The organism is Kitasatospora sp. NPDC006697 (genome assembly GCF_042869935.1).
Classification (GTDB): Bacteria; Actinomycetota; Actinomycetes; order Streptomycetales; family Streptomycetaceae; genus Kitasatospora.
Window position 1 is genome coordinate 113,416 of sequence record NZ_JBIAGU010000003.1, and the last position, 26,321, is coordinate 139,736.

The following is a 26,321-nucleotide window of genomic DNA, read 5'->3' on the forward strand; positions in this document are numbered from 1 at the left end:
GGACCGGTCCTCGTCGGATCAGCGGTCGTGCGGCAGTATGTGCGCCATGACGTCGAGCACCCGTGACCAGACCGAGGCCTCGGCCGCGGAGGTCCAGTCGGACGAGGGTCCGCTGCCCAACACCGTGGTCGTCCCCGCGGACGAGGACCCGGTGGCCGCCGCCGGCAGCGAACTGCTCGGCGGCCCGCCCGGCCGCCGGGCGCTGCTCGGCGTCTCCTGGTGGGTGCCGGCGAGGTTCCTGGCGCTGGCCACCGTGCTCACGTACTGCCTGGGCCTGGTGCAGAAGCTGCCCTGCTACACCAGCGGCTGGTTCTTCGGCGCCACCGCCCAGTACACCCACGCCTGCTACAGCGACATCCCGCACCTCTACACGGCCCGCGGCCTGGCCGCCGGGCTGCACCCGTACCTGGACCAGATCCCGTCGCCCTCTCCGGACATGAAGTTCCTGGAGTACCCGGTGCTGACCGGTCTGTTCATGCAGATCGCCGGCTGGCTGACCCCGACCAGCGGGGTGATCCAGGACCGTGAGCGCTGGTTCTGGATGGTCAACGCCGGGATGCTGCTGATCTGCGCGGTGGTCACGGTGATCGCGCTGACCCGGATCCACCGCCGCCGACCCTGGGACGCGCTGCTCTTCGCGCTGGCCCCGGCGCTCGCGCTGAACGCCACCATCAACTGGGACCTGCTCGCGGTGGCGCTGACCGCGGTGGCGATGGCCTACTGGTCCGGCCGCCGCACCGTGCTGGCCGGCGTCTTCATCGGCCTGGCGACCGCGGCCAAGCTCTATCCGGTGCTGCTGCTCGGCCCGCTCGTCGTGCTCTGCTGGCGGGCCGGCCGCTGGCGGGACCTCGGCCGGGCACTGGCCGGCGCGGCGGGCGCCTGGCTGGTGGTCGACCTGCCGATCATGATCGCCAGCTTCGACGGCTGGAAGACCTTCTACACCTTCAGCCAGACCCGCAAGGAGGACTTCGGGTCCTTCTGGATGATCCTGATGCAGGACCGCAACCAGGGCCTGGACACCCTCAACACCTGGATCGCCGCTCTGCTGGTGCTCAGCTGCCTGGCGATCGGCTGGCTGGCGATCAGCGCCCCGCGCCGGCCGCGCTTCGCCCAGCTGGTCTTCCTGGTGGTGGCGGCCTTCGTGATCACCAACAAGGTCTACTCGCCGCAGTACGTGCTCTGGCTGATCCCGCTGGCCGCGCTGGCCCGGCCGCGCTGGCGCGACTTCCTGATCTGGCAGGCCTGCGAGGTGCTGTACTTCCTCGGCATCTGGTCCTACCTGGCCTACATCTCGGACTCCAAGCAGCACGGCATCGGCCAGGACTGGTACCACTTCGCGATCATGCTGCACCTGGCCGGCACGCTCTACCTGGTCGCCGTGGTGGTCCGCGACATCCTGCGCCCGGACCGCGACCCGGTGCGCTGGGACGGCAGCGACGACCCGTCCGGCGGCGTGCTGGACTTCGCGCCCGACGTCTTCGTGCTGGGCGCCGCCCGCCGGATGCGCGAGGAGGCCTCCTACGCGGCGCTCGGTCCGGTGGAGGGCGGCACGGCGGAGGCGGTGGCCGACTGGCTGGCCCCCGAGCGCCCGCTGGACGCCGACCAGCAGGAGGGCGGCCCCCAGGAGGGCGGCTCCCAGGGGGACGACCCGCAGGACCGGCCGAAGGGCGACGAGCCCGAGCCGGCCGCTCAGGCCTGACGGTCCGCCACCACGTCGAAGTGCGTGGTGGTGTGCCGCACCGTCACCGCCAGCTCGTCGCCGACCGCCGGCGGCTTGCTGGTGCCGGGCAGGAACAGGATGCTCACCTGCATGTGCGGCGGCTCGGCGAACCAGAGCTGGCGCCCGTTCCACTGGTAGGGCGAGAGCGTGCGGTTGAACGCGGCCAGCCCGGCCCGGGCGATCCCCTTCGCCCGGGGCAGCAGCCCCTGGACGTACTTCGGGGTCTCCATGCCGATGCCGTGCGCGGTGCCGCCGGAGACCACCAGCAGGTGGCCCGCGGCGGGGGCCCGGCGCTGGCGGTAGCCGTACCGCTCGCCCTTGCCCAGGGCGGTCACGTCCAGCACCGTGGCGCGGGCCTCCAGGGCCGCCACGTCCCCCAGCCAGAGCCGGGTGCCGATCCGGGAGCGGAAGGCGGTGCCGGGGTGGCGCCCGGCCAGCTCGGCCACCCCGGCGGCGCCCAGGTGGCTGAGGAAGACCGCCCCGGTGGGCAGCCCGGCGGCGCCGATCGCGGCCACCCAGTCGGAGACCTCGGCCACCGGGTCGGAGCCGTCCGGCCGGTCCAGCGGCAGGTGCAGCGCGAAGCCCTCCACCCGCTCCGCGCCGGCTTCGGCGCAGTGCGCCAGGTCGGTCCGGGCGATGCCGTGCCGGCGCATGCCGGTCATGCACTCCACCACCACCCGGCCGCCCGCCAGCGCCCGAAGTGCCTCCAGGCTGCCCACCGTGCGCACCACCCGGCCCGGATCCGGCAGCTCGACCGCGGGCTCGCCGACCCGGTACGGGGTGAGCACCAGCACCTCGCCCGGGTAGCCGCCGGCCAGCACCTCGGCCGCCTCGACGGCGGTGCCCACGGCCAGCAGCCCGGTGCCCAGCAGCTCCGCCTCCCCGGCCAGCCGGCGGTTGCCCAGCCCGTAGCCGTTGCCCTTGGCCACCGGCACCAGGCCGGGGAACTCGGCCAGCAGGGCTCGCTGGTGCCCGCGCCAGCGGTCGGTGTCGACGTACAGCGAAAGGGTCATGGTGCTCTCCCTGGCTGCGCCGGCCGGCTGGGCGCGGGCGGCGCGTGGTCGTGCGGTGGGCGCGGGTCAGCGGCGCGACATGTAGAGGTCCAGCGCCTTGTGCAGCAGCTTGTTGACCGGGAAGTCCCATTCGCCCAGGTACTCGGCGGCTTGGCCTCCGGTGCCCAGTTTGAACTGGATCAGGCCGTAGAGCGGGTCCTCCTCGTCCAGCGTGTCGCTGATCCCGCGCAGGTCGTAGACGCCCGCGCCGAGCGCGTAGGAGTCCCGGATCATCCGCCACTGGATCGCGTTGGAGGGCTTGACCTCGCGCTTGTGGTTGGCCGAGGCGCCGTAGGAGTACCAGACGTGCTGGCCGACGGTGAGCATGGTGGTCGCGGCCAGCGGCTCGCCCTCGTGGTAGGCGAGGTAGAGCCGCATCCGGTTCGGGTCCTCCTCGGTCAGCACCCGCCACTGGCGCTCGAAGTAGGTCAGCGGGCGCGGGGTGAACCGGTCGCGCTCCGCCGTCAGCACGTACAGCTGGTGGAAGACCGGCAGGTCCTCGTAACCGCCCTGGACCACCTCGACGCCGCTCTTCTCGGCCTTCTTGATGTTGCGCCGCCAGAGCTGGTTGAAGCCGCGCTGGATGTCGTCCAGCGAGCGGTTGGCCAGCGGCACCTGGAAGACGTAGCGCGGCTGCACGTCGCCGAAGCCGGCCCCGCCGTCCTCGCCCTGCAGCCAGCCGGCCCGGCGCAAGCGGTCGGCCACCTCGAAGGCCCGCGGCTCGTACCAGTCCGGGTCCACGTCGCGCAGCCGCTTGGCCTCGCCGCCGGCCACCGCCTCCTTGACGGTCGCGGCGCCCCAGCGGCGGATCACCACCGGCGGGCCGATCTTCACCGAGAAGGCGCCCTGCGCCTTGAGGTGGGCCAGCATCGGGGCCAGCCAGCGGTCCAGGTCCGGGTCGAACCAGTCGATCACCGGACCCTCCGGCAGGTAGGCCAGGTACCGCTTCAGCTTGGGCAGCTGCCGGTAGAGCACCAGTCCGGCCCCGACCACGGCCCCGGACTCGTCCACCCAGCCGATCGACTCGCTTCGCCACTCGCTCTTGACCTCGCCCCAGGAGGGCACCTGCATGTGGCTGACGGAGGGGCGGCTGCGCACGAAGGCGAGGTGCTCCTCGCGGGTGATCGTCCTCAGTCGCAGGCTCATGGTCGCGGTGCTCCTTGGCAGGTTGACGGACTCTGTGACCCTATCGCCCGAATGGTCCGATTCGAGCAGGTCTCGTGCGGCGCGTTCGACCGAACCCTAGGGCCGGGGCGTCCGGGGTGGATCGGGAGAGCCGAAACGGCGCTCCCCGCCTGGGAGCGCCGTCTCCTGCGCCGCGCCCGCGCCGTGCCGCACGGCGGGCGGGCGGCCCCGCGGGTCAGCCGAACAGTCCGCCGTGCGCCAGTGCGATGCCGAAGCCGAAGGCCGCCATCCCGGTGCCGATCACCAGGACGAACCGCTCCGCCGTGGTGGCCGAGACGAACTGGCCGTAGAGGCCGGTGGCCACCCCGGCCAGCCCGCTCCAGGAGCTGAGCAGGTGCAGGCCGTGGAAGAACGACGAGGTGAACGCCAGCACACCGAGCACGGCGGTCACCGCCGCCAGGGTGTTCTCCCTGGGGTGCGGGCGGCCATCGGTGTTGAGGGTGAACGCGGGGAATCGGTGGACGGTCTGTGCCATGGAACCCACCTCCAGTGCGGGCCGGGCAATGCTGATGAACCCGTTCTGCCCAGATTGCGCCCCTTGAGACCGGGCGGCAATCGATGGGCGTTTTGTTCGGCCGGATGGGTGCGGGTAGGCTGTGCGATCTGCACTGGTATACCTGCGCTCCTGCACGCCCTCTTCCGGGCCGGCGGGATCCGGGACTTGTCGGACCCGGCCGTTACGGTGGCCGCGGGCCGGCAGCCAGCCGGTGCCGACGCTGTACAACCCTCCTGCCACGGAGAGACCGTGGCCGCTGAGTCCAAAGGAGGTGGGTTCAACCATGCGTCACTACGAGGTGATGGTCATCCTCGACCCGTCGGTCGAAGAGCGCGCTGTCTCCCCCCTGATCGAGAGCTTCCTCAACGTCGTCCGCACCGGTGGCGGCTCCGTTGAGAAGATCGACACCTGGGGCCGTCGTCGCCTGGCGTACGAGATCAAGAAGCAGCCCGAGGGCATCTACTCGGTCATCGACCTCAAGGCCACGCCTGAGGTCGTCAAGGAGCTTGACCGCCAGCTGTCGCTGAGCGAGCAGGTCCTCCGGACCAAGGTTCTGCGCCCGGACACCCACTGAGCCCACTGCGGGACCGTTGACGGTCCCGTGGGCTCGCGTCCGATGTTTCACGTGAAACATCGCTAGAACGGAACTCCTCCTCCCGAGAGGTCAGCACACCATGGCAGGCGAGACCGTCATCACCCTGGTCGGCAATCTCGTCGACGACCCCGAGCTGCGTTTCACCCCCTCGGGTGCGGCGGTCGCGAAGTTCCGCATCGCGTCCACTCCCCGCACCTTCGACCGCCAGACGAACGAGTGGAAGGACGGCGAGAGCCTCTTCCTCACGTGCAACGTCTGGCGTCAGCCGGCGGAGAACGTGGCCGAGTCGCTGCAGCGCGGCATGCGCGTGATCGTGCAGGGCCGACTGCGCCAGCGGTCTTACGAGACCAAGGAAGGCGAGAAGCGGACGGTCTTCGAGGTCGAGGTCGATGAGGTCGGTCCGAGCCTGCGCTCGGCGACGGCCAAGGTGACCCGGGCCAACCGCGGTCCCGGCGGCGGTGGCGGCGGCTTCGGCGGCGGCCCCCAGCAGGGCGGCGGCGGCCAGGGCGGCTGGGGCGGCCAGCAGGGCGGCGGCGGTCAGAGCGGCGGTGGCTGGGGTGGAAACTCCGGCGGCGGCCAGTCTGCCCCGTCCGACGACCCGTGGGCGTCCAGCGCGCCGGCCGGCGGGAACAACTCCGGTGGTTGGGGTGCCCCGGCCGGTGGCGGCTACTCGGAAGAGCCTCCGTTCTAAAGAGCTGACAGATTTCGTGCGACCCGGGGACCGTTCCCACGGCCCCGGATCGTGATCCTCATTTGGAGCACACCATGGCGAAGCCGCCTGCGCGCAAGCCGAAGAAGAAGGTTTGCGTCTTCTGCAAGGACAAGGTCAACTACGTTGACTACAAGGACACGAACCTGCTGCGGAAGTTCATCTCCGACCGCGGCAAGATCCGTGCCCGCCGGGTGACCGGCAACTGCACCCAGCACCAGCGCGATGTCGCCACGGCCGTCAAGAACAGCCGTGAGATGGCGCTGCTGCCCTACACCAGCACCGCGCGCTAAGAGAGGGTGACCGAAGAATGAAGATCATCCTCACCCACGAGGTCGCCGGCCTCGGCAGCGCCGGCGAGGTCGTCGAGGTCAAGGACGGCTACGCCCGCAACTTCCTGGTCCCGCGCGGCTTCGCCATCCGCTGGACCAAGGGCGGCCAGAAGGACGTCGACGCCATCCGTCGCGCCCGCAAGATCCACGAGATCCAGACCGTCGAGGCCGCCAACGAGCTGAAGGCCACCCTCGAGGGCCTGCAGGTCAAGCTGAAGGTGCGCTCCGGTGACGCCGGCCGCCTCTTCGGCTCGGTCACCCAGGCCGACGTCGTCGACGCCGTCAAGGCGGCCGGCGGCCCGTCGGTCGACAAGCGCGCCGTCACGATCGCCTCGCCGATCAAGACCGTGGGCACCCACAAGGTCGCCGTCAAGCTGCACGCTGACGTCCAGGCCAACCTCGACGTGGTCGTCGCCTGATCCAGGCGCACCCCTCGTCGTGACCCCGAGGGCCGGGGCCTCCCACCGTGGAGGCCCCGGCCCTCGGGCGTTCCCCGGCCCTCGGGCGTTCCCCGGCGCCGGGGCTCAGGCCCGCACGGCGCCGGTGACCAGCCAGCGGCCGGTCCTGGTCCGGCCGACCAGGAAACCGCCGCGGACCAGCATCACCAGGTTCATCGCCCACCAGAGCCCGGTCAGCCCGCCGCCCTGGGCCGGCACCGCCAGCGCCGCCGGGGTGAAGGCGGCCAGCGCGCCGAACATCGCCCAGGCCAGGTACGCACCGTCGCCCGCGCCCATCAGCACGCCGTCCAGCACGAAGACCACCCCGCAGACCGGCTGGGCCAGCGCGACCAGCGGCAGCACCGCGGCGAGCTGGCCGCGCACCGCCGGGTCGGCGGTGAAGAGCGGCAGGTAGAGCGACCCGGTGGCCACCACCAGCACCCCCAGCAGCACCCCCGCGCCGACCCCCCACTGCACCATCCGCCGGGTCGCCGCCCGGGCCCCGGCCGGGTCGCCCGCGCCCAGCGAGCGGCCGATGATCGACTGCCCGGCGATCGCGATCGCGTCCAGCCCGTAGGCCAGGAAGCCCCAGAGGGTCATGGCGATCTGGTGGGCCGCCACCTCCTGGTCGCCGAGCCGGGCGGCCACCGCGGTGGCCAGCATCAGCACCCCGCGCAGGCAGAGGGTGCGCACCACCAGCGGCCCGCCGGCCCGGGCGCAGGCCCGGATGCCGGCCGGGTCGGGGCGCAGCACGGCCTGCTCCCGGCGGGCGCCGCGGACCACCACGACCAGGTAGGCGGCGGCCATCCCGGTCTGCGCCAGCACCGTGCCCCAGGCCGAGCCGGCGATGCCCAGGCCCGCGCCGTAGACCAGGCCGAGGTTGAGCAGCAGGTTGGCGGAGAAGGCGGCCAGCGCCACCAGCAGCGGGGTCCGGGTGTCCTGCAGGCCGCGCAGCACGCCGGTGGCGGCCAGCACCACCAGCATCGCGGGGATGCCCAGGGTGCTGATCCGCAGGTAGGTCACCGCGTACGGCTGCGCGGTGGCCGAGGCGCCCAGGGCGTGCGCGGTGGCGGGCGCGAAGAGGTAGCCGAGCAGGACCAGCGGGAGGGAGAGCAGCAGGGCCAGCCAGATGCCGTCCATGCCCTGCTGGATGGCGGCCCGGCGGTCGCCGGCGCCGATCCGGCGGGCGACCGCGGCGGTGGTGGCGTAGGCGAGGAAGACGAAGACCCCGGTGAGGGTGGAGAGCGCGGCGCCGGCCACTCCGAGGCCGGCCAGCTGGGCGGTGCCGAGGTGGCCGACGATCGCCGAGTCACCCATCAGGAAGAGCGGTTCGGCGACCAGGGCGCCGAAGGCCGGTATCGCGAGCGCCAGGATCTCCCGGTCGTGCCGGCGGCTGCGTGTCATGGGGATCAAGGTAGCCATCCACAGGGCGGGGCCGGGCGGGCGGGGGTGTGTGAAGTTTTTCTCATGCACAGCCGGTGGAAAGAGTCAATGCAGGTCAGCGTGTTGACGGTGGTCTGATCAACAGGTTATCCACAGGGATGTCCCCAGCCTCGTGCACAGGTTTCGGGCAGTTGTCCACAGTACTGGGGACTTCATCCACACCCCCTGTGGATAACTTTGTCGATCCGGCTTGGAACATGCCCGGCCCGCCCCTTAGCGTGGTCGCTCACCCGACGCGCCCGGCCGCTGAGCCGGCCGGGTTCCGTCGGCCGCGTGGCGTATGAAGGAGGTGGACCGGACCGTGTCCCAGTCCGCCCCACCGGGCCGCCGCGCCCTGGCTCCACACCTCTCGCTGAACGGGGATGACGCGTGACCGGCCCCCAGTACGACGACCACGACGTCCCGCCGCCCCCGGAGGAGTGGCCGGTCGCCGACGACGCCTTCGGCCAGTCCTTCCCCGCCGACACCCCCAGCGACCGGCTGCCGGCCCGCCGCCGCGAGGACGGCGAGTTCCGCAAGGGCAAGGGCGGCGGCAAGGGCGGCGACTTCCGCAAGCGCGACGGCGACCGGGACGGCGACCGCGACCGCCCGTCCGGCGAGGGCTTCGAGCGGGTGCCGCCGCAGGACATCCCCGCCGAGCAGTCCGTGCTCGGCGGCATGATGCTCTCCAAGGACGCCATCGCCGACGTCGTCGAGGTGCTGAAGCCGCTCGACTACTACCGCCCGGCCCACGAGCTGATCCACAGCGCGATCCTCGACCTCTACGCCCGCGGCGAGCCGGCCGACCCGATCACCGTGGCGAGCGAGCTCACCAAGCGCGGCGAGCTCAGCCGGGTCGGCGGCCCGGGCTACCTGCACACCCTGGTCAACTCGGTCCCCACCGCGGCCAACGCCGAGTACTACGCGGAGATCGTCCACGAGCGCGCCGTGCTGCGCCGCCTGGTCGAGGCCGGCACCCGGATCGCCGGCATGGGCTACGCGGCCGAGGGCGACGTGGACGAGATCGTCAACGCCGCCCAGGCCGAGATCTACGCCGTCACCGAGCAGCGCACCAGCGAGGACTACGCCCCGCTCGCCGACATCATGGAGGGCGCCCTCGACGAGATCGAGGCGATCGGCTCCCGCCAGGGCCAGATGTCCGGCGTCCCCACCGGCTTCGCCGACCTGGACGCCCTCACCAACGGCCTGCACCCCGGCCAGATGATCGTCATCGCGGCCCGCCCGGCGATGGGCAAGTCCACCCTCGCGCTGGACTTCTCGCGGGCCTGCTCGATCACCAACGGCCTGCCGAGCGTGATCTTCTCGCTCGAGATGGGGCGCAACGAGATCGCGATGCGGCTGCTCTCCGCCGAGGCGCGGGTGGCGCTGCACCACATGCGGTCCGGGAACATGACCGACGACGACTGGACCCGGGTGGCCCGGCGGATGCCGGACGTCACGGCGGCACCGCTGTACATCGACGACTCGCCGAACCTGTCGATGATGGAGATCCGGGCCAAGTGCCGGCGGCTCAAGCAGCGCAACGACCTCAAGCTCGTGGTCATCGACTACCTCCAGCTGATGCAGTCCGGCGGCTCCCGGCGGGCCGAGAGCCGGCAGCAGGAGGTCTCGGACATGTCCCGTAACCTCAAGCTGCTGGCCAAGGAGCTGGAGGTGCCGGTGATCGCGCTCTCCCAGCTGAACCGTGGCCCCGAGCAGCGCACCGACAAGAAGCCGATGGTCAGCGACCTGCGCGAGTCCGGCTCGATCGAGCAGGACGCCGACATGGTCATCCTGCTGCACCGCGAGGACGCCTACGAGAAGGAGTCCCCCCGCGCCGGCGAGGCCGACCTGATCGTCGCCAAGCACCGTAACGGCCCCACCGCCACCATCACCGTGGCCTTCCAGGGCCACTACTCGCGCTTCGTGGACATGACCCGGGACTGACCGGGTGTGACCGGACCCGTGACGGAGCGGAGCGCGTGGCCCGGAGGGTCGAGCGGGCGTCAGATCCAGTCCAGCTCCGGGGTGGCCGCGCGCAGCAGGGCGGTGGCGCCGGTGGTGACCGGGGTGCCGTGGGGGACGGCGAGGATCCGGGGCTCGAGGGCGGCGAGGCGGTGGAAGGAGGCGATGGCCCGGTCGCGGTCCAGGTTGAACGGGCCGAGGTGGGCCGAGTCCGGGCCGGTGCCGATGATGTCGCCGGAGAAGAGCAGGCCGCTCTCCGGGAGGAAGAGGGCGATGCCGCCCGGGGTGTGGCCGGGCACCTCCAGGACCTGGACGGGCTCGGTCCAGCCGGGCAGCGCGGCGCCCTCGGTGAGCTCCCGGTCCACCGGGAGCGGGGTGGGGGCGGTGGCGGTGCCGAAGGCGGCCGAGACCTTGCGGTGCAGTTCGGCCTCGACGGGGGTGTGGACGGGCTGCGGTTCGGGCTGCCGGCCGCTGATCACCGCCGCGTCGCCGGCTCCGGCCAGCAGTTCGGCGCCGCTCGCGGCGACCAGCTCGGCGGCCGAGCCCATGTGGTCGATGTGCGAGTGGGTGAGCAGGATCTGCCGCAGCCGCTCGGGCCCGGCGCCTAGCTGCCGCAGCGCCGCGAGCACGGCGGGGGCGGTGCCCGGCACGCCGGTGTCGACGGCGGCGAAGCCGTCCTCCAGCCGCACCAGGTGCACGTGGCCCACCGGGAGCGGGAGTTGCCAGACGGTCGGGGTGAGTTCGATGAGGTCCATGGGCCGAACGCTAGGTGCCCGCGCGCCCGCGGCGGCGGGAGTTCACCGATCGCGAACCGCCGTTCGCCCTGGGCTGACGAGGCGTCAGTGCCCCAGCGAGTCGGCCCCCAGGTAGCCCTCCGGCATGCCCTCGACCAGCAGCACGTCGGTCACCGAGTTGCGGGTGCGCAGCGGCAGGATCTCCTGGTAGGCGGGGGAGTCGTACCAGGCGCGGGCCCGCGCCAGGTCGGGGAAGCCGATGAGGATCAGGTTGCCGTCGAAGGCGCCCTCGCGCAGCTCGACCGGGTTGCCGTGGACCAGGAAGCGGCCCTGGAAGGGCTCCAGGGTGGCGTCGATCCGCTGCAGGTACTCGACGATCTCCGGGCCGAACTCGACCGAGTGCATGTGGCCCAGGGCGTAGGCGGTCATGGTGTCCTCCGTTGTTCCGCGTCTGCGTGCTGACGTCCCCGACGCTATGCGGGGCGGGGAGGGCGGCGCATCGGTCGGCCGTAGGTACGGCTAGCCTGACCCGATGACCAAGATCGAACTGGTGCTCTTCGACTGTGACGGCGTGCTGGTGGACAGCGAGCCGATCGCGGTGCGCGCGACGGTGGCCGTGGGGGCGGAGCTGGGCTGGCCGCTGACCGCCGAGGAGGTGGTGGAGCGGTTCGTCGGCCGGTCCAACGCCTCGATCGGCGAGCAGGTGGCCGAGCGGCTGGGCGCGGCGGCCGTGGACCCGTGGCGGGAGCGGTTCGAGGAGCTGCACCGGGTGGCGGTGGACGCGGAGCTGACCGAGGTGGACGGGATCAGCGAGGCGCTGGCGGCGCTGCGGCTGCCCAGCTGCGTGGCCTCCAGCGGCAGCCACCGGAAGATGCGGCACACGCTGGGCCGCACCGGCCTCTACGAGTACTTCGCCGGCCGGATCTTCAGCGCCAGTGAGGTGCGGCAGGGCAAGCCGGCGCCCGACCTGTTCCTGCACGCGGCGGCCCGGATGGGGGTGGCGCCCGAGGCCTGCGTGGTGGTCGAGGACAGCAAGTACGGGGCGCGGGCCGGCCGGGCCGCGGGCATGCGGGTGCTCGGCTACGCGGGCGGGCTGACCCCGGCGGACTGGCTGGTGGAGGAGGGGGCCACGGTCTTCACCGAGATGCGCGAGCTGCCGGCGCTGCTGGCCGGGTTGGGCGCGGTGCCGGACGGCCCGGCCGGTACGGCCGGCTACCGCGAGGAGGCCGGGCGCCTGCTGGAGCAGTACGAGGAGGTCGGCTTCGAGCAGGTGCACCGCGAGGCGCTGCACCTGTTGCCGCCGGCCCCGGCCCGGGTGCTCGACCTGGGCGCGGGCACCGGCCGGGACGCGGCCGCGCTGGCCGCCCTGGGCCACCGGGTGACGGCGGCCGAGCCGGTGGCGGAGCTGCGCGAGCCGGGCCGGGCGCGGCACGCGGCGGCCGGGGTGGAGTGGACGGACGCGGCGCTGCCGGAGCTGCCAGGGGTGGCCGGTCCGTTCGACCTGGTGCTGGCCACCGCGGTCTGGATGCACCTGGCGCCGGCCGAGCGGGCCCGGGCCTTCGCCCGGGTGCTGGAGCTGCTGGCCCCCGGCGGCACGCTGCTGCTGACCCTGCGGCACGGGCCGGTGCCGGCCGGGCGGCGGATGTTCGAGGTGCCGGCCGAGGAGGTGGCGGCGCAGGCGGCGGCCGCCGGGCTGCGCGCGGTGCACCGCTCGGAGCGCGCCGACCTGCACGGCCGGGACGGGGTGCGCTGGACCGAGCTGGGGTTCGCCCGGGACTGATCCGGGGTCGGCGCAGCAGCGTCAGCAGCCGCCGTCGGCCGCCTCGGGCATGTGGTCGGCGGCCCAGCGGCGCAGTTCCTCCAGGGCCGGGCCGAGTGCCCGGCCCGCTTCGGTCAGCCGGTAGCTGACCCGCAGCGGTGGTCCCTCGTCGACCTCGCGCAGCACCAGTCCGGCCTCGGCCAGCTCGGAGAGCCGGTCCGAGAGCATTCGCTCGCTGATCCCCGGGATCGCCCGCCGCAGGTCGGCGAAGTGCGCCGCGTGGTGGCTGAGCACCGCCACCACCAGGCCCGACCAGCGCTTGCCGAGCAGCGCGAAGACCTTGGTCAGGCCGATGTCCACGCTGCCGCACGGCCCCACGGCGCCCGCGCAGCCGCCGTCCGGAGCCGTCGCCGGGCCCGCTGCCGTCCGTTCGCCTACCTGTGCCATGCCTCCCAGGGTACCGGCAGCCCGCTAGTGACTAATAAAAAGTAAGCTGCTACGTTGTTTGTAGTTGCAGAGGAAATCAAAGCAACTATCAGAACGTATGGAGGATCACCATGGCCACGCTGCTGCACATCGACTCCTCGGTGATGACCGACACCTCGGTCTCCCGGGAGCTCACCGCCGCCTTCGTCCGGGAGTGGCAGGCCGCACACCCGGACGGCACCGTGCTCCGCCGCGACCTGGCCGCGGCCCCGGTGCCGCACCTGGACGCCGCCGGGATCGTGGCCGGCTTCGTCCCCGCCGACCAGCGCACCGCCGAGCAGCAGGCCGCCTTCGCGCTGCGCGAGGAGCTGATCTCCGAGCTGGAGGAGGCCGACGCCGTGGTGATCGGCGCCCCGATGTACAACTTCTCGGTCCCGTCCAACCTGAAGGCCTGGATCGACCACGTGGTGCTGGCCGGCCGCACCTTCGGCGAGGGCTCCACGGTGGCCGGCACGCCGGTCACCGTCTTCGCCGCCCGCGGCGGCTCCTACGCGCCCGGCTCCCCGCGCGAGGGCCACGAGTTCACCACCACCTACCTGGAGAAGGTGCTCAGCAGCCTGCTCGGCGTCAGCGTGGACACCGTCGCCGCCGAGTTCACCCTGGCCCGGGTCAACCCCGCGCTCGCCGAGTTCATCGAGACGGCCGACCAGCTCAAGGAGCAGGCGCTGAAGGAGGCCGCGGCCAAGGGCCGGGAGGCCGCCCTGGCCGCCGCCGCGGCCTGACGGTGCGCCAGCTGACGGACGGTCGGAGCCCGCCCCGGGGAGGTTCACCCGGACGGCGTGCCCGCCGGGCGGCCCGGCCGGGCGGCTTCCATGCTGAGGGCGACAGCCGCCGACCAGGGAGCCGCCGTGACGACGCCACCGCCCGAGCCGTCCGCCGCGGGGACCACCGGACCCGGTGACGCCACGGGGGCCGCCGGGTCCGGTGCGGACGGCGGCGCCGCCCCCGCCCTGCGCGGCGGCAACGGCTCCACCGCCGCCCCGCCGCCCGGCCCGCCGCTGGAGATCGAGGTCTTCACCGGCCCCGAGTCGGCGCTCTTCGCCACCTCCAGCCTGATCTGCGGCACCCGCGACGCCATCCTGGTGGACGCCCAGCTCACCCGCGGCGCCGGCCGTGAGCTCGCCGAGTGGATCGCCGGCAAGGCCCGCCAGCTGCTCGCCGTGGTGATCACCCACCCGCACCCCGACCACTACTTCGGCGTCGAGGAGGTGCTGCGGCTCTTCCCCGCCGCCCAGGTGCTGGCCGCCCCGCCGGTGGTGGCGGCGATCGCGGCCACCGCCGCCGCCAAGACCGCCGAATGGCGCCCGGTGCTCGGTGCCGACATCCCCGAGCACCCCGTGCTCCCCCGGCCGCTGCGCCCGCTGCCGCTGATGATCGACCGCCAGCTGATCCGGGTGCTGATGCTCGGCCAGTCCGACTGCTCCGACTCCACCGTGGTCCACGTACCCGGCTCCCGCACCGTGATCGCGGGCGACTTCGTCGGCAACGGCACCCACCTGTGGACCGCCGAGACCACCCCCGAGCAGCGCACCGCGTGGCTGGCCAACCTGGACCGGATCGCCGCGCTCGCCCCGGACCGGCTGATCGCCGGCCACCGGGCCCCCGGCCAGGGCGACGACCCGGCCCGGATCCTCGGCTTCACCCGGGACTACCTGCACGACTTCGACCAGTTGCTGACCGAGCACCCGGACGACGCGGAGGCCCTGGTCACCACCATGGCCCAGGCCTACGGCGAGCTGACCCTGCCCGCCTTCCTCACCGCCGGCGCCCGGGCCAACACCGACCGCTGAGCCGGCCCGATACTGGTCGCATGACGACCGAGAACCGGCGCTACGACGCGATCGTGCTGGCCGGCGGAGCCGCCCGGCGGCTCGGCGGGGCCGACAAGCCGCGGCTCGAGGTCGGCGGGCGGACCCTGCTGGAGCGGGTGCTCGCGGCCTGCGCCGGTGCCGAGCGGGTGGTGGCGGTCGGGCCGGGCACCGGCGGCGGGGCGCACTGGACCAGGGAGCGGCCGCCCGGCGGCGGACCGGTGGCCGCCGCGGCGGCCGGACTGGCCGATCCGGGCCTGGCCGCGCCGGTGGTGCTGCTGCTCGCCGCCGACCTGCCGTTCGTCACCGCCGCGACGGTGCGGCGGCTGGCGGCGGCCGTCACCGGGGAGGCCGAGGCCGCCGTGCTGGTCGACCCGGACGGCCGGGACCAGCCGCTGCTCGCCGCCTACCGCACCGCCGCCCTGCGCACCGCGCTGGCCGGGCTCGGCGAACCCGCCGGGCTCCCGCTGCGCAGGCTGGTCGGCGGGCTGCGGACGGTGCGGCTGCCCGACACCGAGGGCGCCGCCGAGGACTGCGACACCTGGGAGCAGCTGGCCGCAGCGCGCCGACGGGACCTGACGGGCCGCCGGCCGGACCGCTGACCGGGCGGCTGGCCAGGCGCTGGTCGGGTCGTTGGTCGGGCCGCTTCACCGCCGCCCGGGCGGCCGGGTGAGCGAAACGACCCGCACCGCACACACCCGGAGCACCCCGCCGCCGCACGGATCGGGCAGCATGGTGCCCCATGGGACGCACATTGGACGACTGGATGGCCGAGGCCGCTGCCGAGCTGGGCATCGAGCCGGCCGTGGACGTCAAGGAACTGCTCGACCTGGCCCGGGTAGTGGCGCACGGCGTGGCCCGCCCGGCCGCCCCGCTGACCGCCTTCCTGATCGGCTGGGCCGCCGCGGCCCGGGGCGGCGACGCCGCCGCCGTGACCGCGGCCGCCGAGCGGATCACCGCGCTCGCCGAGCGCTGGGCGGCGGCCGAGGCGGACCCGGAGACCCCGTGACGGCGTCCGCGCCCCCCGTGCCCACCACCGACACCGCCTGGCCGCGGGCCCGCGAGGTCGCCCGCCGGGCCGGCACCCGCCCCGCGCCGCCGGCCGAGGAACTGCCGCTGGCCGCCGCGCTCGGGCGCACCCTGGCCGGGCCGCTCACCGCGCTCACCGACCTGCCCGCCTTCGACACCGCCGCGATGGACGGCTGGGCGGTGGCCGGCCCCGGACCGTGGCGGCTCGCCGGCCAGGTGCTGGCCGGCCGCACCCCGCCGCCGCTGGCCGACGGCTGGGCCACCGGCATCGCCACCGGCGCCCAGCTGCCGCCCGGCGCCACCGGCGTGCTGCGCCGCGAGCACGGCGAGCTGCGGGAGGGCACGCTGCGGGCGCCCGCCGGGGTCGGTCCCGGGCAGGACGTCCGCCCGCGCGGCCAGGAGTGCCGCAGCGGCGAGCAGTTGCTGCCGGCCGGCAGCGTGGTCGGTGCCGCGGTGCTCGGCCTGGCCGCCGCCTGCGGCTACGACCGGTTGGCGGTGCGCCGGCGGCCCACCGTGGAGCTGCTGGTGCTCGGCGACGAGCTGCTGGAATCCGGACTGCCCGGCCCCGGCCTGGTCCGGGACGCGCTCGGGCCGCTGCTGCAGCCCTGGTTGACCGCCGCCGGCGCCGAGGTGCTGGGCCGGCGCCCGGTCCGGGACGACTTCGGGCTGCTCCGGGACGCGCTGCTGCGCTCCACCGCCGAGGTGGTGGTCACCACCGGGGCGACCGCCGCCGGGCCGGTGGACCACCTGCACGGCGCGCTGGCCGAGTGCGGGGCCCGGCTGCTGGTGGACGGCGTCGCGGTCCGGCCCGGGCACCCGATGCTGCTGGCCGAACTGCCGCCCGCCACCGCCACCCCCGGCGGGGCGGTCCGCCACCTGGTCGGCCTGCCCGGCAACCCGCTGGCCGCCGTGGCCGGCACCGTCACCCTGGCGCTGCCGCTGCTGGACGCGCTGGCCGGCCGCCCCGCCGCGCCCGCCCGGTACGCCCGCATCGCCGTCGACCTGCCCGGCCACCCGGTGCAGAGCCGGCTGCTGCCGGTGCGGCTCACCGAGGACGGACCGCTGCCGCTGGCCTTCGACGGGCCGGCGATGCTGCGCGGCCTGGCGCTGGCCGAGGCGCTGGCGGTGATCCCGCCCGGCGGGCTGTCGGCGGGGACGCGGATCGAGCTGCTGCCGGTGCCCGGGCAGCCGCACTGACCCTCCGTCAGGCCGAATGAGCGCGCGATCCCGGCAGCGGCCCCGCATGCTGGGCTCATGGCCAAGGAGGCGGAGTCGCGGGTCCTGCTGCCGACCCGGCCCGGCCGGCCGCCGCTGCGCCAGGTCGCCCGGCGGCTGGTGGTGGCGCTCGGCGTGCTGGTGCTCACCACGCTGCTGGTCTACCTGGACCGCGACGGCTACCACGACGCCGCGGACGGCGTGCCGAACCTGCTGGACTCGGCCTACTACGCCACCGTCACCCTCTCCACCACCGGCTACGGCGACATCACCCCGGTCAGCGCCGGCGCGCGGCTGACCAACATCCTGGTGATCACCCCGCTGCGCGTGGTCTTCCTGATCATCCTGGTCGGCACCACCCTGGAGGTGCTGGCCGAACGGACCCGCCAGCAGTGGCGGCTCGGACGCTGGAGGTCGGCCGTGCACGAGCACGCGGTGATCGTCGGGTACGGCACCAAGGGGCGCAGCGCGGTGCAGACCCTGCTGGGCCAGGGGATCGCCCGGGAGGCGATCGTGGTGGTGGACCCGCAGCGCCGGGTGGTCGAGCAGGCCGCGCTGGACGGCCTGGTCGGCGTGGTCGGCGACGCCACCCGCACCGACACCCTGCTGCGCGCCGAGGTGCCCAGGGCGGCCCAGGTGGTGGTGGCGCCGGAGCGGGACGACACCGCGGTGCTGGTCACCCTGACGGTTCGCCAGCTCAACAAGGGCGCCACCGTGGTCGCGGCGGTCCGGGAGGACGAGAACGCGCCGCTGCTGCGGCAGAGCGGCGCGGACGTGGTGGTGACCAGCTCCAGCTCGGCCGGCCGGCTGCTCGGGCTGTCGATGCTCAGCCCGAACGCCGGCGCCGTGATGGAGGACCTGCTGACCTACGGGCGCGGGCTGAACGTGGTGGAGCGCCCGGTCACCCACGCCGAGGCCGGCCGCTCGCCGCGGGACTGCGCCGACCTGGTGGTGGCGGTGGTGCGCGGCCGGCGGATCCTCAACTTCGCCGACCCGGAGGCCGCGGCGCTGCAGTCCACCGACCGGGTGATCACCATCCAGCGGGTCAGGCCGGCCGAGCCCGCCTGACCGTCCCTCACTTGGCCAGCTCGGCCCGGACCGCCGCGGTCACCTGCTCGGCCCGGGCCGCGATCTCGTCCACCCGGGCGGTGCCGGCCAGCAGCGCGCCACGGGTCCGCTCGTCGTGGATGCCGGTGAGGTTCACCTCGACGTTCAGCCGGGCCGTGGTGGCCGCGGCCCGGGCGGCCTCGGCGGCCGCCGCCACGTCGGTGGCCACGGTGGGGTTGCCGATCGGCAGCAGGGTCTCGGCCAGCTCCACCGCGTCCAGCGCCACGGTGATCACCTCGGCCGGCGGCTGCGCGGCGGCCGCCAGGGCGCGGGCGATCGCGGCCGACCGGGCGGCCCGCTCCGGCTCGGTCGCCCTGGGCAGCCGGTAGGCCTCGGCCACCGCGGTGAAGGCGGCCGCGTCCTGCTCGGCCAGGCTCAGCGCCCGGCGGCGCAGCACGTCCGCCTCCCGGATGATCCGCTCCACCACGGCCTGGTGCGCGGCGTACTTCTCCCCGGTGCTGTAGCGGCCCACCATGGCGAGCAGTGCCCCGGCCTGGGCGGCGTGCAGGGCGGCCGACGCGCCGCCGCCGGGGGCGGGTACCCGGTCGGCCAGGCGGTCAAGGAACTCGCTGATCGTCTCGTCGCGCACGGCGGCTCTTCCGGTCGAACGGATCGGTAGGCGCATCCTGTCACACCTGACTGTCCATCAAGTCTGCGGGCCAGTGGGGTACACCTGGCTGGTCAGCGGTACTGTCCAGGTGGCGGCCCGACCCCTGGGAAGCAGCGCCCGAGGCCCCGCGCGCCCCCGCCGGACGCCCCGGGCGCCGGGGCGGTCTGCGCCTGTCGTCCAAACACCGGACCGACCGGTAGCTTCGTGCCATGTACGCAATCACGATTCCCGAGCCCGGTGGTCCCGACGCCCTCGTCTGGGCCGAGGTGGCGGACCCGGTCCCCGGCGAGGGCGAAGTCCTGGTCGAGGTCGCGGCCACCGCCGTGAACCGCGCCGACCTGCTGCAGCGCCAGGGCAACTACACGCCGCCGCCCGGCGCCTCGGCCTACCCCGGCCTGGAGTGCTCCGGCCGGATCGCGGCGCTCGGGCCCGGCGTGGCCGGCTGGGCGGTCGGCGACGAGGTCTGCGCACTGCTCTCCGGCGGTGGCTACGCCCAGAAGGTCGCCATCCCGGCCGGCCAACTCATGCCGATCCCGCGGGGGTTGGGCCTGGTCGCGGCGGCCGCCCTGCCCGAGGTGGCGGCCACGGTCTGGTCGAACCTCTTCATGGTGGCGCACCTGCACCCGGGTGAGACGGTGCTGCTGCACGGCGGGGCGAGCGGGATCGGCACGATGGCGATCCAGCTGGCCAAGGCGGTGGGCGCCAAGGTGGTGGTGACCGCGGGGAGTGCGAAGAAGCTTGCGCGCTGCAAGGAGTTGGGCGCGGATGTGCTGGTGAACTACCGCGAGCAGGACTTCGTGGAGGAGGTCAAGGCGGCGACCGGCGGGCACGGTGCGGACGTGATCCTGGACATCATGGGCGCGAAGTACCTGCAGCGGAACGTGGACGCGCTGGCAGTCTCGGGCCGGTTGGTGATCATCGGTCTGCAGGGCGGCCGGACCGGAGAGCTGGACCTGGGGAAGCTGTTGGGCAAGCGGGCGGCGGTGATCGCGACGGCGTTGCGGCCGCGTCCGCTGGCCGAGAAGGCCGCGATCGTGGCGGCGGTGCGCGAGCACGTGTGGCCGCTGCTGGAGTCGGGTGTCGTGAAGCCGGTGATCGACCGGGTGCTGCCGCTGGCCGAGGCGTCGGAGGGGCACCGGGCACTGGAGGCGGGCGACCAGGTCGGGAAGGTCGTGCTGCAGAACTGAACTGACGATTCGTCAACGGCCCTCGGGGTGAACCCCCGGGGGCCGTTGTCGTCAGAGTTGCCATGGACGGACTTTCGCCGTTCCCACACGATCTTGCTTAAATCCCCTTTAAGCTCTTGCGCAAGGCGGTAATCCGCCATCTCGCGTACTCCTCCACGCAGTTGGGCGGCAGCCCGCTGAACGATGAGAGCAGGGGATGACACAGACACGTGAAGGACTGAAGGGCAGCGCGCGTGCGCCCGGGCGGGGCTGGTTCCGCTCGGCCGGCGGGCTCGCGGCGCTGCTGATAGGCATCGGCAGCAGCTCGCTGGTGGTGGCGCCGACGGCGCACTCGGCGACCGGGGACGGGTCGGTGACCGTCAAGGTGATCCGCGCCGTGGACACCAGCGGGGTCTACACGCCCGGGTTGGAACCGGGCATGGCGGGCGTCACGGTGACCCTCACCGATGACGCCGGGAACAGGATCGAGGGGGCCACTGCAGCCGACGGGACGGTCACCCTGGCGCCGGCCACCAGCAAGGCCACCGGCGGCAAGTACCGGGTGCAGGTGGTGAATCCGCAGCCCGGGGTGCTGTTCCCGGCGTTCGCCTCGAAGCAGGGACTGGCCGGCGCGCCGTTCCAGCTGAGCAGCAACGAGGAGTTCGTCGACCTCTCCGGCAAGAAGGACGTCTCGTACACCACGGGACTGTGGAACCCGGGGGACTACTGCCAGAAGAACGCGCCGCTGGTGACGACCTGTCAGCCCACCAGCAATGAGGGCGGGGCGCAGCGGACACTGGTCTCCTTCCCGTACTCCGCGCGCGGCCAGGCCGGGAACGGCGCAGGCGAGACCCCGGTCACCGACATCGCCACCAACGCGCAGACCGGGACGCTGTTCGGCATCGCCTGGGACAGGGCCGACAAGCGGATCTTCTCCTCGGCCGCGGCCAAGCGCGGCACCGACTACGGTCCGGGCGGCGCGGGCGGCATCTACGTCACCGACCCGGCGACGAAGCAGACCGCGCTCTTCACCACCGTCCCGGACGCGGGGAGCACCGTGCACGGGCCGGGGACGGACGACGCCTTCCTCGACGTGCCGGGCAAGGAGAGCCTCGGCGGCATCAAGGTCACCGACGACGGCGCGGACCTGTTCGTCGTCAACCTCAACGACCGCAAGCTGTACCGCTACGACGCCACCGCCACGACGGCGTCGGCGCCGAAGGCCGCCTACCCGATCCCGGATCCGGGCTGCCCGGCGGCGGGTGACTGGCGTCCCTTCGGCCTCGGCCTGCAGGACGGAACCGGCTACCTCGGCGGTGTCTGCTCCGGCCAGTCCACCGGGAAGACCACCGACCTGCGTGCCGTCGTCCTGCCGTTCGACCTCGCCACCGGGGTGTTCGGCAAGGCGGTGCTGGACCAGCCGCTGGACTACCCGCGCCTGTCCACCACCGGCGCGGGAGGGTGCGACGGTGCGGGCTGGTTCCCGTGGACGAGCACCTACCCGACCACGCAGAACGGCAAGGCGTGCGGCAACACCACCATCGCCAACCCCGAGCCGGTGCTGGGCGAGATCGGCTTCGAGACCGACGGCTCGATGCTGCTGGCCTTCCGTGACCGCTTCGCCGACCGGGGGCCGGGCGCGCCTGCGCCGGGCTCGGTCTCCAACGTCATGTCGGGCGGCGACCTCGACAAGGCCTGCCCGTCGAACGGCACGTTCGTGCTGGACACCGACCTGGGCTGCGGAATGACCGTTCGGGGCGCCAGGTTCTTCAACACCGCCTGGTCCGCGGTGGGTCACAACAACACGGCGTTCGCCGGCATGGCGCTCTCCAAGGTCGAGAGCACCATCGCGGTCTCCGCCTTCGACCCCGACCACACCCCGGTCGGCTACGGGACCTCGTTCCTGGAGCGCGCGAACGGCTCCCAGGACCCGGGGCTGGGCCTGCGGCTGACCCCGAAGGGGACCGCCGCCCCCTTCGGAAAGGGCGCCTCGATGGGTGACCTCGAGGTGCTCTGCGACCAGGCACCGCTGCAGATCGGCAACCGGGTCTGGTACGACCCGCAGCGCAAGGGCATCCAGAACCCGGGCGAACTCCCGGTGCCCGGGGTGACCGTGCACCTCTACGACGAGACCGGCCACCTGCTCGGCACCACCAAGACCTCGGCGCGCGGCGAGTACTACTTCGACGACTCCGACGTCTCCGGCGGGCTGCGGCCGAAGACCAAGTACACGATCAAGCTGGACAACCCGGCCGACTACGCCAAGGGCGGCCCGCTCTACCAGTGGGTGCCGACCGACGCGGACGTCGGGACCAACCACTTCATCGACTCCAAGGGCATCGTCCCGGCCGGGACGGTGTACCCGGAGCGTTCGCTGACCACCGGCGGGCCGGGGCAGAACGACCACACCTACGACTTCGGCTTCCGGCAGCAGGAAGGCGTGCTGCGGGTGGTCAAGCAGGACCCGGACGGCAAGCCGCTGGCCGGCGCGAAGTTCCAGCTGTGGAAGGAGTCCAACGGCTCGGACGGTCTGCAGACCACCGGGAGCAAACCCGACACCAAGGTGGGCGATCCCTGCACCACCGGTACCGACGGGGTCTGCAAGGGCAACGGCCTGCCGGGGACGTACTACTGGCAGGAGGTCAGCCCGCCCGCGGGCTACTCGGCACCGGACGACCCGGTCTTCGGACCGCTGGTGCTGACCTCGGACAACCTGGACGCCGGGGTGTCGGTGACGGCGGTCGACAAGCCGCTGCCCACCCCCACCCCGACACCCACCCCGTCGGCCAGCCCGACCCCGACTCCGTCGCCGACGCCGAGCACCTCCCCGGCGCCGACCACGCCGCCGCCGACCCCGGCCTCGGTGGTGACCCCGGCTCCGGCCCCGCCGGCCAACGAGCCGCCGTCCGGTTCGCACCTGGCGTTCACGGGCATGGATGAGGCGGTTCCGCTGGCACTGCTCGGCGGCACGGCGTTCACCGCCTTCGGCGCGGCGCTGCTGATCCGCAACCGCAGGCGCAGGACGCGGCTGCGCTGACCCGGTGGCCCGGGCAGCAGGTAGGGCGGGCCCACGGGCCCGCCCTACCGCATGACCGACGAGAGGAAGCGAGCACCGGATGGCCCGGAAGAGCAGCACCGCGGAACGCCGGCACCGCTGGATCGCCCTGTCGGCCGCGCTCGCCCTGTGGGGCGCCCTGGTGGGCGGGGTGGTCGCCTACCGGATGCTGGACGGCGGGCCGACCGAGCGGACGGTGACGATGGACGAGGCCTCGCGGCTGGCGCTGGCCCGGCTGAACCTGTACCAGGCCGCCCCGGTGGCGGTGACGCTGACCGCCGACGAGGGCGGTGGCGTGGTGCTGAAGGTCAGCGGGGTGGTGGACTACCGCACCCACCGGGCGGTCGGCAGCTACGGCAGCGCCGGGTCCGCCGCCGGCACCCCGCTGGACCACGGCCTGATCGTCTGGGACGCCGACGGCCTGGGCCTGGCCCCCGCGCTCGACAGCAGCCCGGCCTGGCAGCAGGCCGAGCACCTCCCGCGCTCGGGCTGGTCGCCGCGCGCCTACACCAGCGACCCGCTGGACTCCGGGCTGCAACTGCTGATCGGACTCGGCGCCGACCGCCCCGACAACCCGCTGCTGCTCGCCCAGTCCGGCGCCCGCTGGCTCGGCCGGGAGCGGATCGACGGGCAGGACTGCGACCGGATCGCCGGCCCGCGCGCCCAGGGCGCGACACCCGCCCCGGGCAACGGCGACTCGCCGCTCACCTACTGGGTGGACGGCAACGGCGACCTGCGCCGGGTGACCATGCGGCTGCCCGGCCTCGGCACCCCGACCACCCTGGAGTTCGGCGGCCACGACGCCACGGCGAAGCTGCCCGACGCGCCCTGGGCGACCTGAACCGACGAGCCGTCAACCAGAATGCCGGGGCACCGAACCGGCATCGGTCGGCAGCGGATAGGCGGCCGGATCGACGGTGCCCGGCAGCCCGGTGGCCGGGACGGCCGGGGCCGTGGGATCCGGCATCGACGGCTGCGCGGGCGGGGCCGGCACCTGGCTGAACGGCATGCCGGGCGGCACCTGCACCGCAGCCGCCCGCCCGGCCGGCAGCGCGCCCCGGCGGCCGCCGGATCCGCAGTCGGCCAGGCCCTCCAGGCCGGCCGGGCTCTGCACGGCGGCCTGGTTGCCGTCGAAGCAGTTGGCGGGGTCGGCGGCGGCCAGCACCAGGTCGGCGCCGTTGCCGGCGGCCCGGTTGCCCTCGATCCGGTTGTCGCTCGCCGGGTGCCCGGGCGGGTCGGTGACGATGATCCCGGCCGCCTTGTTGCCCTGGACCAGGTTGCGCTGGACCCGGTTCCCGGTGCCGCCGCCGATCCCGATGCCGATTCCGAAGCCGCCGTCGGCCTGCTCGGGGGTGTCTGCGGCGTCGTTGTCCGCCACCACGTTGCCCGCGATCACCGCGCTGTGCTGCGGGGCCAGCGCCTCCTGGTCGTTGGAGTTGACCGTGATGCCCACCCGGTTGCCGGTGACCAGGTTGCCCAGCACCGACAACCCCTCCGAGGCGTTGGTGAGTTCGATCCCGACCGCGTTGCCCGCCATGGTGTTGCCGCGCACCAGGGTGTCGCAGGGCCGGCACTGGCCGACGTAGATGCCGGAGTCCGCCTGCCCGGAGGCGTAGGAGTCCTCGATCACCCCGCCGTGCGCGTCGAAGGCGTAGATGCCGTACAGGCCGTTGTCGTAGGCGGTCACCCGGCTGGCCCGGAAGCCCTGGAGGGCGGGGAACTTGGCGGTGTCCAGCGGGTTGTAGGCGGAGCCGCCGGCCCCGCGCTGCTGCAGCCGCTCGTCGGTGACGCCGGTGAAGAGCACGCCGTTGGCCAGGTAGCCGTGCACGGTGAGGTTCTCCACCACCGAGCCGGCGCCGGTCACCGTGATGCCGTTGACCAGCTTGATCCCGCCGTCGAAGACCACCGCACCGCGGTCCGTGCCGCGCAGCACCACTCTCGGTCGGGTGAGGTGCACGCTCTCCCGGTAGACGCCCGGGCCGACCAGCACCGTCTCGCCCTCGCGGGCGGCGTCCACCGCCTGCTGGACGGTGCGGTAGTCCTGCGGCACCCGCAGCACGCTGCCGGCCGGGTGCGCGGTCGCGGCCGGTCCGCCGGAGGAGCAGCCGGCGGCGAGCGCGACGACCAGCGCGGCCGCCGCCCCGGCGGCGATCGGACGGCCCGTCAGTGAACCCAACGTGCGCTCGGTGGAGAGCATTTGCATGACAGGTGTTCTATCCCCTCCAATAGCCGTATGCCCACCGAATCGGGAAACGCGCAGGAACCGGAGCAGGACGCCACGACCGGATTCGGGCGGCGCAGGGCACTGTTCGCCGCCGGCGCGGTACTGGCCGGCGGGCTCGGCGCGGGAGCCGACGAGCTGGCGCGCGGCGACCGCCCGGCCGGCCGCACCGCCGCCGCACCGCCGCCGGCCGCGATCCCCTTCCACGGTGCCCGGCAGGCCGGAGTGACGACCCCTCAGCAGCCCGCCACCCAGCTGTTCGCCCTGGACCTGCCGCAGACCTCCGCGGCCGCCGACCGGCAGACCCTGCGGGCGGTGCTGGACGGGCTCAGCCGTGCCCTCGCCGCCGCGGCCGCCGACTCCCCGCCGGATCCCCGGCTGCAGGGCGGCGCCGCCAGCAGGCTCAGCTCGCTGGTCGGCGTCGGCCCGGCGCTCGCCGCCCGGCTCGGCCTCCAGGTGCCCGCCGGGCTGGCCGAGCTGCCGGCCTTCCCCGGCGACCGGCTGGACCCGGCCCGCAGCGGCGGCGACCTCCTGCTGCAGCTCTGCGCGGCCGACCGCTGGACCCTCACCGTGACCGCCGAACTCGCCGCCGCCGCGGCGCAGTCGGCCGGTGCGACGGCGCGCTGGAGCCAGTCCGGCTTCCTCGCCCCCGTCCCGCCGGGCAGCACCCCGCGCAACCTGTTCGGCTACAAGGACGGCACCGCCAACCCCGACCGGGCGGCGGCCGAGCAGTTCGTCTGGGGCCCGCCCGGCCCGCACCAGGACGGCACCGTGCTGGTCTACCGCCGGATCCGGATGGACGTGGCCGGCTTCGCCGCCCTGCCCGCCGACCAGCGGGACCGGGCGATCGGCCGCCGCGCCGCCGACGGGGTGGCGCTCACCGGCACCGCCGAGCACGACGACCCGGACATCTACGCCAAGAACCCGGACGGCTCCTACGTCATCCCGGCCACCGCCCACGTCCGGCTGGCCAGCCCCCGGCTCGACGGCGGCGCCCGGATGCTGCGCCGCGGCTACAGCTACGACGACGGGCCGGGCGACCGGGGCCTGCTCTTCTGCGCCTTCATGCGCGACCCGGCCGAGTTCGTCCGGGTGCAGAACCGGTTGGCCGAGCGGGACGCGCTGGGACCGTTCCTGGAGCACCAGGCCTCGGCGGTCTGCTACGTGCTGCCCGGCGCGGCGGCCGGCGGCTCGCTGGCCGACCGGCTGCTCGGCTGA

Annotated in this window: 26 protein-coding genes and 1 pseudogene; 18 read left to right on the plus strand and 9 right to left on the minus strand. The window is 74.0% G+C overall.

Translation table 11 applies throughout. The annotated features are described in order from the left end of the window. The first annotated feature begins 37 nt into the window (after positions 1-37). The gene (locus tag ACFYNO_RS05765; protein ID WP_388005816.1) at positions 38-1,699 is read left to right on the plus strand and encodes a glycosyltransferase family 87 protein; all 1,662 of its coding nucleotides are present in this window, start codon (positions 38-40) and stop codon (positions 1,697-1,699) included. On the opposite strand, the gene ACFYNO_RS05770 is transcribed toward ACFYNO_RS05765, so the two are convergent. The 3 genes from ACFYNO_RS05770 to ACFYNO_RS05780 form a co-directional block, all read right to left on the minus strand. Continuing rightward, positions 1,690-2,733, minus strand: a complete 1,044-nt coding sequence (locus tag ACFYNO_RS05770) for an alanine racemase (protein WP_388005819.1) — start codon at positions 2,731-2,733, stop codon at positions 1,690-1,692. The genes ACFYNO_RS05765 and ACFYNO_RS05770 overlap by 10 nt on opposite strands. 66 nt (positions 2,734-2,799) lie before the next feature. Further along, entirely contained in the window at positions 2,800-3,918 is a 1,119-nt protein-coding gene (locus tag ACFYNO_RS05775) for a lipid II:glycine glycyltransferase FemX (protein ID WP_388005822.1), read from the minus strand. Between the two features lie 214 nt (positions 3,919-4,132). Then, positions 4,133-4,432, minus strand: coding sequence for a hypothetical protein (locus ACFYNO_RS05780; protein ID WP_388005825.1), 300 nt, complete (start codon positions 4,430-4,432; stop codon positions 4,133-4,135). Positions 4,433-4,736: 304 nt separating this feature from the next. Here ACFYNO_RS05780 and rpsF point away from each other — a divergent pair, with 304 nt between their 5' ends. The 4 genes from rpsF to rplI all read left to right on the plus strand — a co-directional run bounded on the left by rpsF (position 4,737) and on the right by rplI (position 6,508). Continuing rightward, on the plus strand, positions 4,737-5,027 hold the full coding sequence (gene rpsF, locus ACFYNO_RS05785) for a 30S ribosomal protein S6 (RefSeq protein ID WP_388005828.1): 291 nt from the start codon (positions 4,737-4,739) through the stop codon (positions 5,025-5,027). 100 nt (positions 5,028-5,127) lie between these two features. Further along, complete coding sequence (locus ACFYNO_RS05790; RefSeq protein WP_388005831.1) at positions 5,128-5,739, plus strand: single-stranded DNA-binding protein; 612 nt, start codon at positions 5,128-5,130, stop codon at positions 5,737-5,739. A gap of 74 nt (positions 5,740-5,813) precedes the next feature. Further along, a complete protein-coding gene (gene rpsR, locus ACFYNO_RS05795; protein ID WP_030304537.1) occupies positions 5,814-6,050 on the plus strand; it encodes a 30S ribosomal protein S18 in 237 nt (78 codons plus the stop codon). 17 nt (positions 6,051-6,067) lie between these two features. Continuing rightward, a complete protein-coding gene (gene rplI, locus ACFYNO_RS05800) occupies positions 6,068-6,508 on the plus strand; it encodes a 50S ribosomal protein L9 (protein ID WP_388005834.1) in 441 nt (146 codons plus the stop codon). A 105-nt stretch (positions 6,509-6,613) separates the two neighbouring features. Here rplI and ACFYNO_RS05805 read toward each other — a convergent pair whose 3' ends face one another. Then, positions 6,614-7,930 (minus strand): MATE family efflux transporter, encoded by a 1,317-nt coding sequence (locus tag ACFYNO_RS05805; protein WP_388005837.1) that lies wholly within the window; start codon positions 7,928-7,930, stop codon positions 6,614-6,616. A gap of 519 nt (positions 7,931-8,449) precedes the next feature. Between ACFYNO_RS05805 and dnaB the strand changes: the two genes are divergently transcribed. Beyond that, positions 8,450-9,895: a replicative DNA helicase gene (dnaB, locus tag ACFYNO_RS05810; protein WP_388006575.1), complete on the plus strand. Its 1,446-nt coding sequence runs from the start codon at positions 8,450-8,452 to the stop codon at positions 9,893-9,895. 59 nt (positions 9,896-9,954) lie between these two features. Here dnaB and ACFYNO_RS05815 read toward each other — a convergent pair whose 3' ends face one another. Continuing rightward, the gene (locus ACFYNO_RS05815) at positions 9,955-10,668 is read right to left on the minus strand and encodes an MBL fold metallo-hydrolase (protein WP_388005840.1); all 714 of its coding nucleotides are present in this window, start codon (positions 10,666-10,668) and stop codon (positions 9,955-9,957) included. A gap of 84 nt (positions 10,669-10,752) precedes the next feature. Further along, positions 10,753-11,076 carry a DUF1330 domain-containing protein gene (locus tag ACFYNO_RS05820; protein ID WP_388005843.1) on the minus strand — a complete coding sequence of 108 codons (324 nt, stop codon included), beginning with the start codon at positions 11,074-11,076 and terminating at the stop codon, positions 10,753-10,755. A gap of 103 nt (positions 11,077-11,179) precedes the next feature. On the opposite strand from ACFYNO_RS05820, the pseudogene ACFYNO_RS05825 reads away from it, so the two are divergent. Both ACFYNO_RS05825 and ACFYNO_RS05830 read left to right on the plus strand, forming a co-directional pair. Then, positions 11,180-11,818 (plus strand): annotated as a pseudogene (locus tag ACFYNO_RS05825) (HAD family hydrolase); the annotation flags it as partial. Further along, on the plus strand, positions 11,792-12,427 hold the full coding sequence (locus ACFYNO_RS05830; RefSeq protein WP_388006578.1) for a class I SAM-dependent methyltransferase: 636 nt from the start codon (positions 11,792-11,794) through the stop codon (positions 12,425-12,427). The pseudogene ACFYNO_RS05825 and the gene ACFYNO_RS05830, both read left to right, overlap by 27 nt. A gap of 21 nt (positions 12,428-12,448) precedes the next feature. Here the strand turns inward: ACFYNO_RS05830 and ACFYNO_RS05835 are convergent, their stop codons facing one another. Next, positions 12,449-12,853, minus strand: a complete 405-nt coding sequence (locus ACFYNO_RS05835; protein WP_388005846.1) for a winged helix-turn-helix transcriptional regulator — start codon at positions 12,851-12,853, stop codon at positions 12,449-12,451. A 110-nt stretch (positions 12,854-12,963) separates the two neighbouring features. On the opposite strand from ACFYNO_RS05835, the gene ACFYNO_RS05840 reads away from it, so the two are divergent. The 6 genes from ACFYNO_RS05840 (at position 12,964) to ACFYNO_RS05865 (ending at position 18,012) form a co-directional block, all read left to right on the plus strand. Further along, a complete protein-coding gene (locus ACFYNO_RS05840; protein ID WP_388005849.1) occupies positions 12,964-13,614 on the plus strand; it encodes an FMN-dependent NADH-azoreductase in 651 nt (216 codons plus the stop codon). Between the two features lie 126 nt (positions 13,615-13,740). Beyond that, positions 13,741-14,682 (plus strand): MBL fold metallo-hydrolase, encoded by a 942-nt coding sequence (locus ACFYNO_RS05845; protein ID WP_388005852.1) that lies wholly within the window; start codon positions 13,741-13,743, stop codon positions 14,680-14,682. Between the two features lie 20 nt (positions 14,683-14,702). After that, positions 14,703-15,302, plus strand: coding sequence for a molybdenum cofactor guanylyltransferase (locus ACFYNO_RS05850; RefSeq protein WP_388005855.1), 600 nt, complete (start codon positions 14,703-14,705; stop codon positions 15,300-15,302). Between the two features lie 140 nt (positions 15,303-15,442). Then, positions 15,443-15,709 (plus strand): DUF6457 domain-containing protein, encoded by a 267-nt coding sequence (locus tag ACFYNO_RS05855; RefSeq protein ID WP_388005858.1) that lies wholly within the window; start codon positions 15,443-15,445, stop codon positions 15,707-15,709. 17 nt (positions 15,710-15,726) lie between these two features. Further along, positions 15,727-16,926, plus strand: a complete 1,200-nt coding sequence (locus ACFYNO_RS05860; protein ID WP_388005861.1) for a molybdopterin molybdotransferase MoeA — start codon at positions 15,727-15,729, stop codon at positions 16,924-16,926. A 57-nt stretch (positions 16,927-16,983) separates the two neighbouring features. Continuing rightward, complete coding sequence (locus ACFYNO_RS05865) at positions 16,984-18,012, plus strand: potassium channel family protein (RefSeq protein ID WP_388005864.1); 1,029 nt, start codon at positions 16,984-16,986, stop codon at positions 18,010-18,012. A 7-nt stretch (positions 18,013-18,019) separates the two neighbouring features. Here the strand turns inward: ACFYNO_RS05865 and ACFYNO_RS05870 are convergent, their stop codons facing one another. After that, a complete protein-coding gene (locus tag ACFYNO_RS05870) occupies positions 18,020-18,640 on the minus strand; it encodes a cyclodeaminase/cyclohydrolase family protein (RefSeq protein ID WP_388005867.1) in 621 nt (206 codons plus the stop codon). A 230-nt stretch (positions 18,641-18,870) separates the two neighbouring features. Between ACFYNO_RS05870 and ACFYNO_RS05875 the strand changes: the two genes are divergently transcribed. The 3 genes from ACFYNO_RS05875 (at position 18,871) to ACFYNO_RS05885 (ending at position 23,723) form a co-directional block, all read left to right on the plus strand. Beyond that, positions 18,871-19,848, plus strand: coding sequence for an NAD(P)H-quinone oxidoreductase (locus ACFYNO_RS05875; protein ID WP_388005870.1), 978 nt, complete (start codon positions 18,871-18,873; stop codon positions 19,846-19,848). 196 nt (positions 19,849-20,044) lie between these two features. Further along, entirely contained in the window at positions 20,045-22,864 is a 2,820-nt protein-coding gene (locus ACFYNO_RS05880) for an SdrD B-like domain-containing protein (RefSeq protein ID WP_388005873.1), read from the plus strand. Positions 22,865-22,943: 79 nt separating this feature from the next. Further along, complete coding sequence (locus ACFYNO_RS05885) at positions 22,944-23,723, plus strand: hypothetical protein (protein ID WP_388005876.1); 780 nt, start codon at positions 22,944-22,946, stop codon at positions 23,721-23,723. A 12-nt stretch (positions 23,724-23,735) separates the two neighbouring features. Here the strand turns inward: ACFYNO_RS05885 and ACFYNO_RS05890 are convergent, their stop codons facing one another. After that, positions 23,736-25,085: a right-handed parallel beta-helix repeat-containing protein gene (locus ACFYNO_RS05890; RefSeq protein WP_388005879.1), complete on the minus strand. Its 1,350-nt coding sequence runs from the start codon at positions 25,083-25,085 to the stop codon at positions 23,736-23,738. Between the two features lie 30 nt (positions 25,086-25,115). Between ACFYNO_RS05890 and ACFYNO_RS05895 the strand changes: the two genes are divergently transcribed. Continuing rightward, the gene (locus ACFYNO_RS05895; protein WP_388005882.1) at positions 25,116-26,321 is read left to right on the plus strand and encodes a Dyp-type peroxidase; all 1,206 of its coding nucleotides are present in this window, start codon (positions 25,116-25,118) and stop codon (positions 26,319-26,321) included.

Coding starts and splice junctions, on each gene's coding strand:
- ACFYNO_RS05765 (WP_388005816.1), top strand. CDS start 38: ATGTGCGCCATGACGTCGAGCACCCGTGACCAGACCGAGGCCTCGGCC.
- ACFYNO_RS05770 (WP_388005819.1), bottom strand. CDS start 2,733: ATGACCCTTTCGCTGTACGTCGACACCGACCGCTGGCGCGGGCACCAG.
- ACFYNO_RS05775 (WP_388005822.1), bottom strand. CDS start 3,918: ATGAGCCTGCGACTGAGGACGATCACCCGCGAGGAGCACCTCGCCTTC.
- ACFYNO_RS05780 (WP_388005825.1), bottom strand. CDS start 4,432: ATGGCACAGACCGTCCACCGATTCCCCGCGTTCACCCTCAACACCGAT.
- rpsF (WP_388005828.1), top strand. CDS start 4,737: ATGCGTCACTACGAGGTGATGGTCATCCTCGACCCGTCGGTCGAAGAG.
- ACFYNO_RS05790 (WP_388005831.1), top strand. CDS start 5,128: ATGGCAGGCGAGACCGTCATCACCCTGGTCGGCAATCTCGTCGACGAC.
- rpsR (WP_030304537.1), top strand. CDS start 5,814: ATGGCGAAGCCGCCTGCGCGCAAGCCGAAGAAGAAGGTTTGCGTCTTC.
- rplI (WP_388005834.1), top strand. CDS start 6,068: ATGAAGATCATCCTCACCCACGAGGTCGCCGGCCTCGGCAGCGCCGGC.
- ACFYNO_RS05805 (WP_388005837.1), bottom strand. CDS start 7,930: ATGACACGCAGCCGCCGGCACGACCGGGAGATCCTGGCGCTCGCGATA.
- ACFYNO_RS05815 (WP_388005840.1), bottom strand. CDS start 10,668: ATGGACCTCATCGAACTCACCCCGACCGTCTGGCAACTCCCGCTCCCG.
- ACFYNO_RS05820 (WP_388005843.1), bottom strand. CDS start 11,076: ATGACCGCCTACGCCCTGGGCCACATGCACTCGGTCGAGTTCGGCCCG.
- ACFYNO_RS05830 (WP_388006578.1), top strand. CDS start 11,792: ATGCGCGAGCTGCCGGCGCTGCTGGCCGGGTTGGGCGCGGTGCCGGAC.
- ACFYNO_RS05835 (WP_388005846.1), bottom strand. CDS start 12,853: ATGGCACAGGTAGGCGAACGGACGGCAGCGGGCCCGGCGACGGCTCCG.
- ACFYNO_RS05840 (WP_388005849.1), top strand. CDS start 12,964: ATGGCCACGCTGCTGCACATCGACTCCTCGGTGATGACCGACACCTCG.
- ACFYNO_RS05850 (WP_388005855.1), top strand. CDS start 14,703: ATGACGACCGAGAACCGGCGCTACGACGCGATCGTGCTGGCCGGCGGA.
- ACFYNO_RS05855 (WP_388005858.1), top strand. CDS start 15,443: ATGGGACGCACATTGGACGACTGGATGGCCGAGGCCGCTGCCGAGCTG.
- ACFYNO_RS05865 (WP_388005864.1), top strand. CDS start 16,984: ATGGCCAAGGAGGCGGAGTCGCGGGTCCTGCTGCCGACCCGGCCCGGC.
- ACFYNO_RS05875 (WP_388005870.1), top strand. CDS start 18,871: ATGTACGCAATCACGATTCCCGAGCCCGGTGGTCCCGACGCCCTCGTC.
- ACFYNO_RS05880 (WP_388005873.1), top strand. CDS start 20,045: ATGACACAGACACGTGAAGGACTGAAGGGCAGCGCGCGTGCGCCCGGG.
- ACFYNO_RS05885 (WP_388005876.1), top strand. CDS start 22,944: ATGGCCCGGAAGAGCAGCACCGCGGAACGCCGGCACCGCTGGATCGCC.
- ACFYNO_RS05890 (WP_388005879.1), bottom strand. CDS start 25,085: ATGCAAATGCTCTCCACCGAGCGCACGTTGGGTTCACTGACGGGCCGT.
- ACFYNO_RS05895 (WP_388005882.1), top strand. CDS start 25,116: ATGCCCACCGAATCGGGAAACGCGCAGGAACCGGAGCAGGACGCCACG.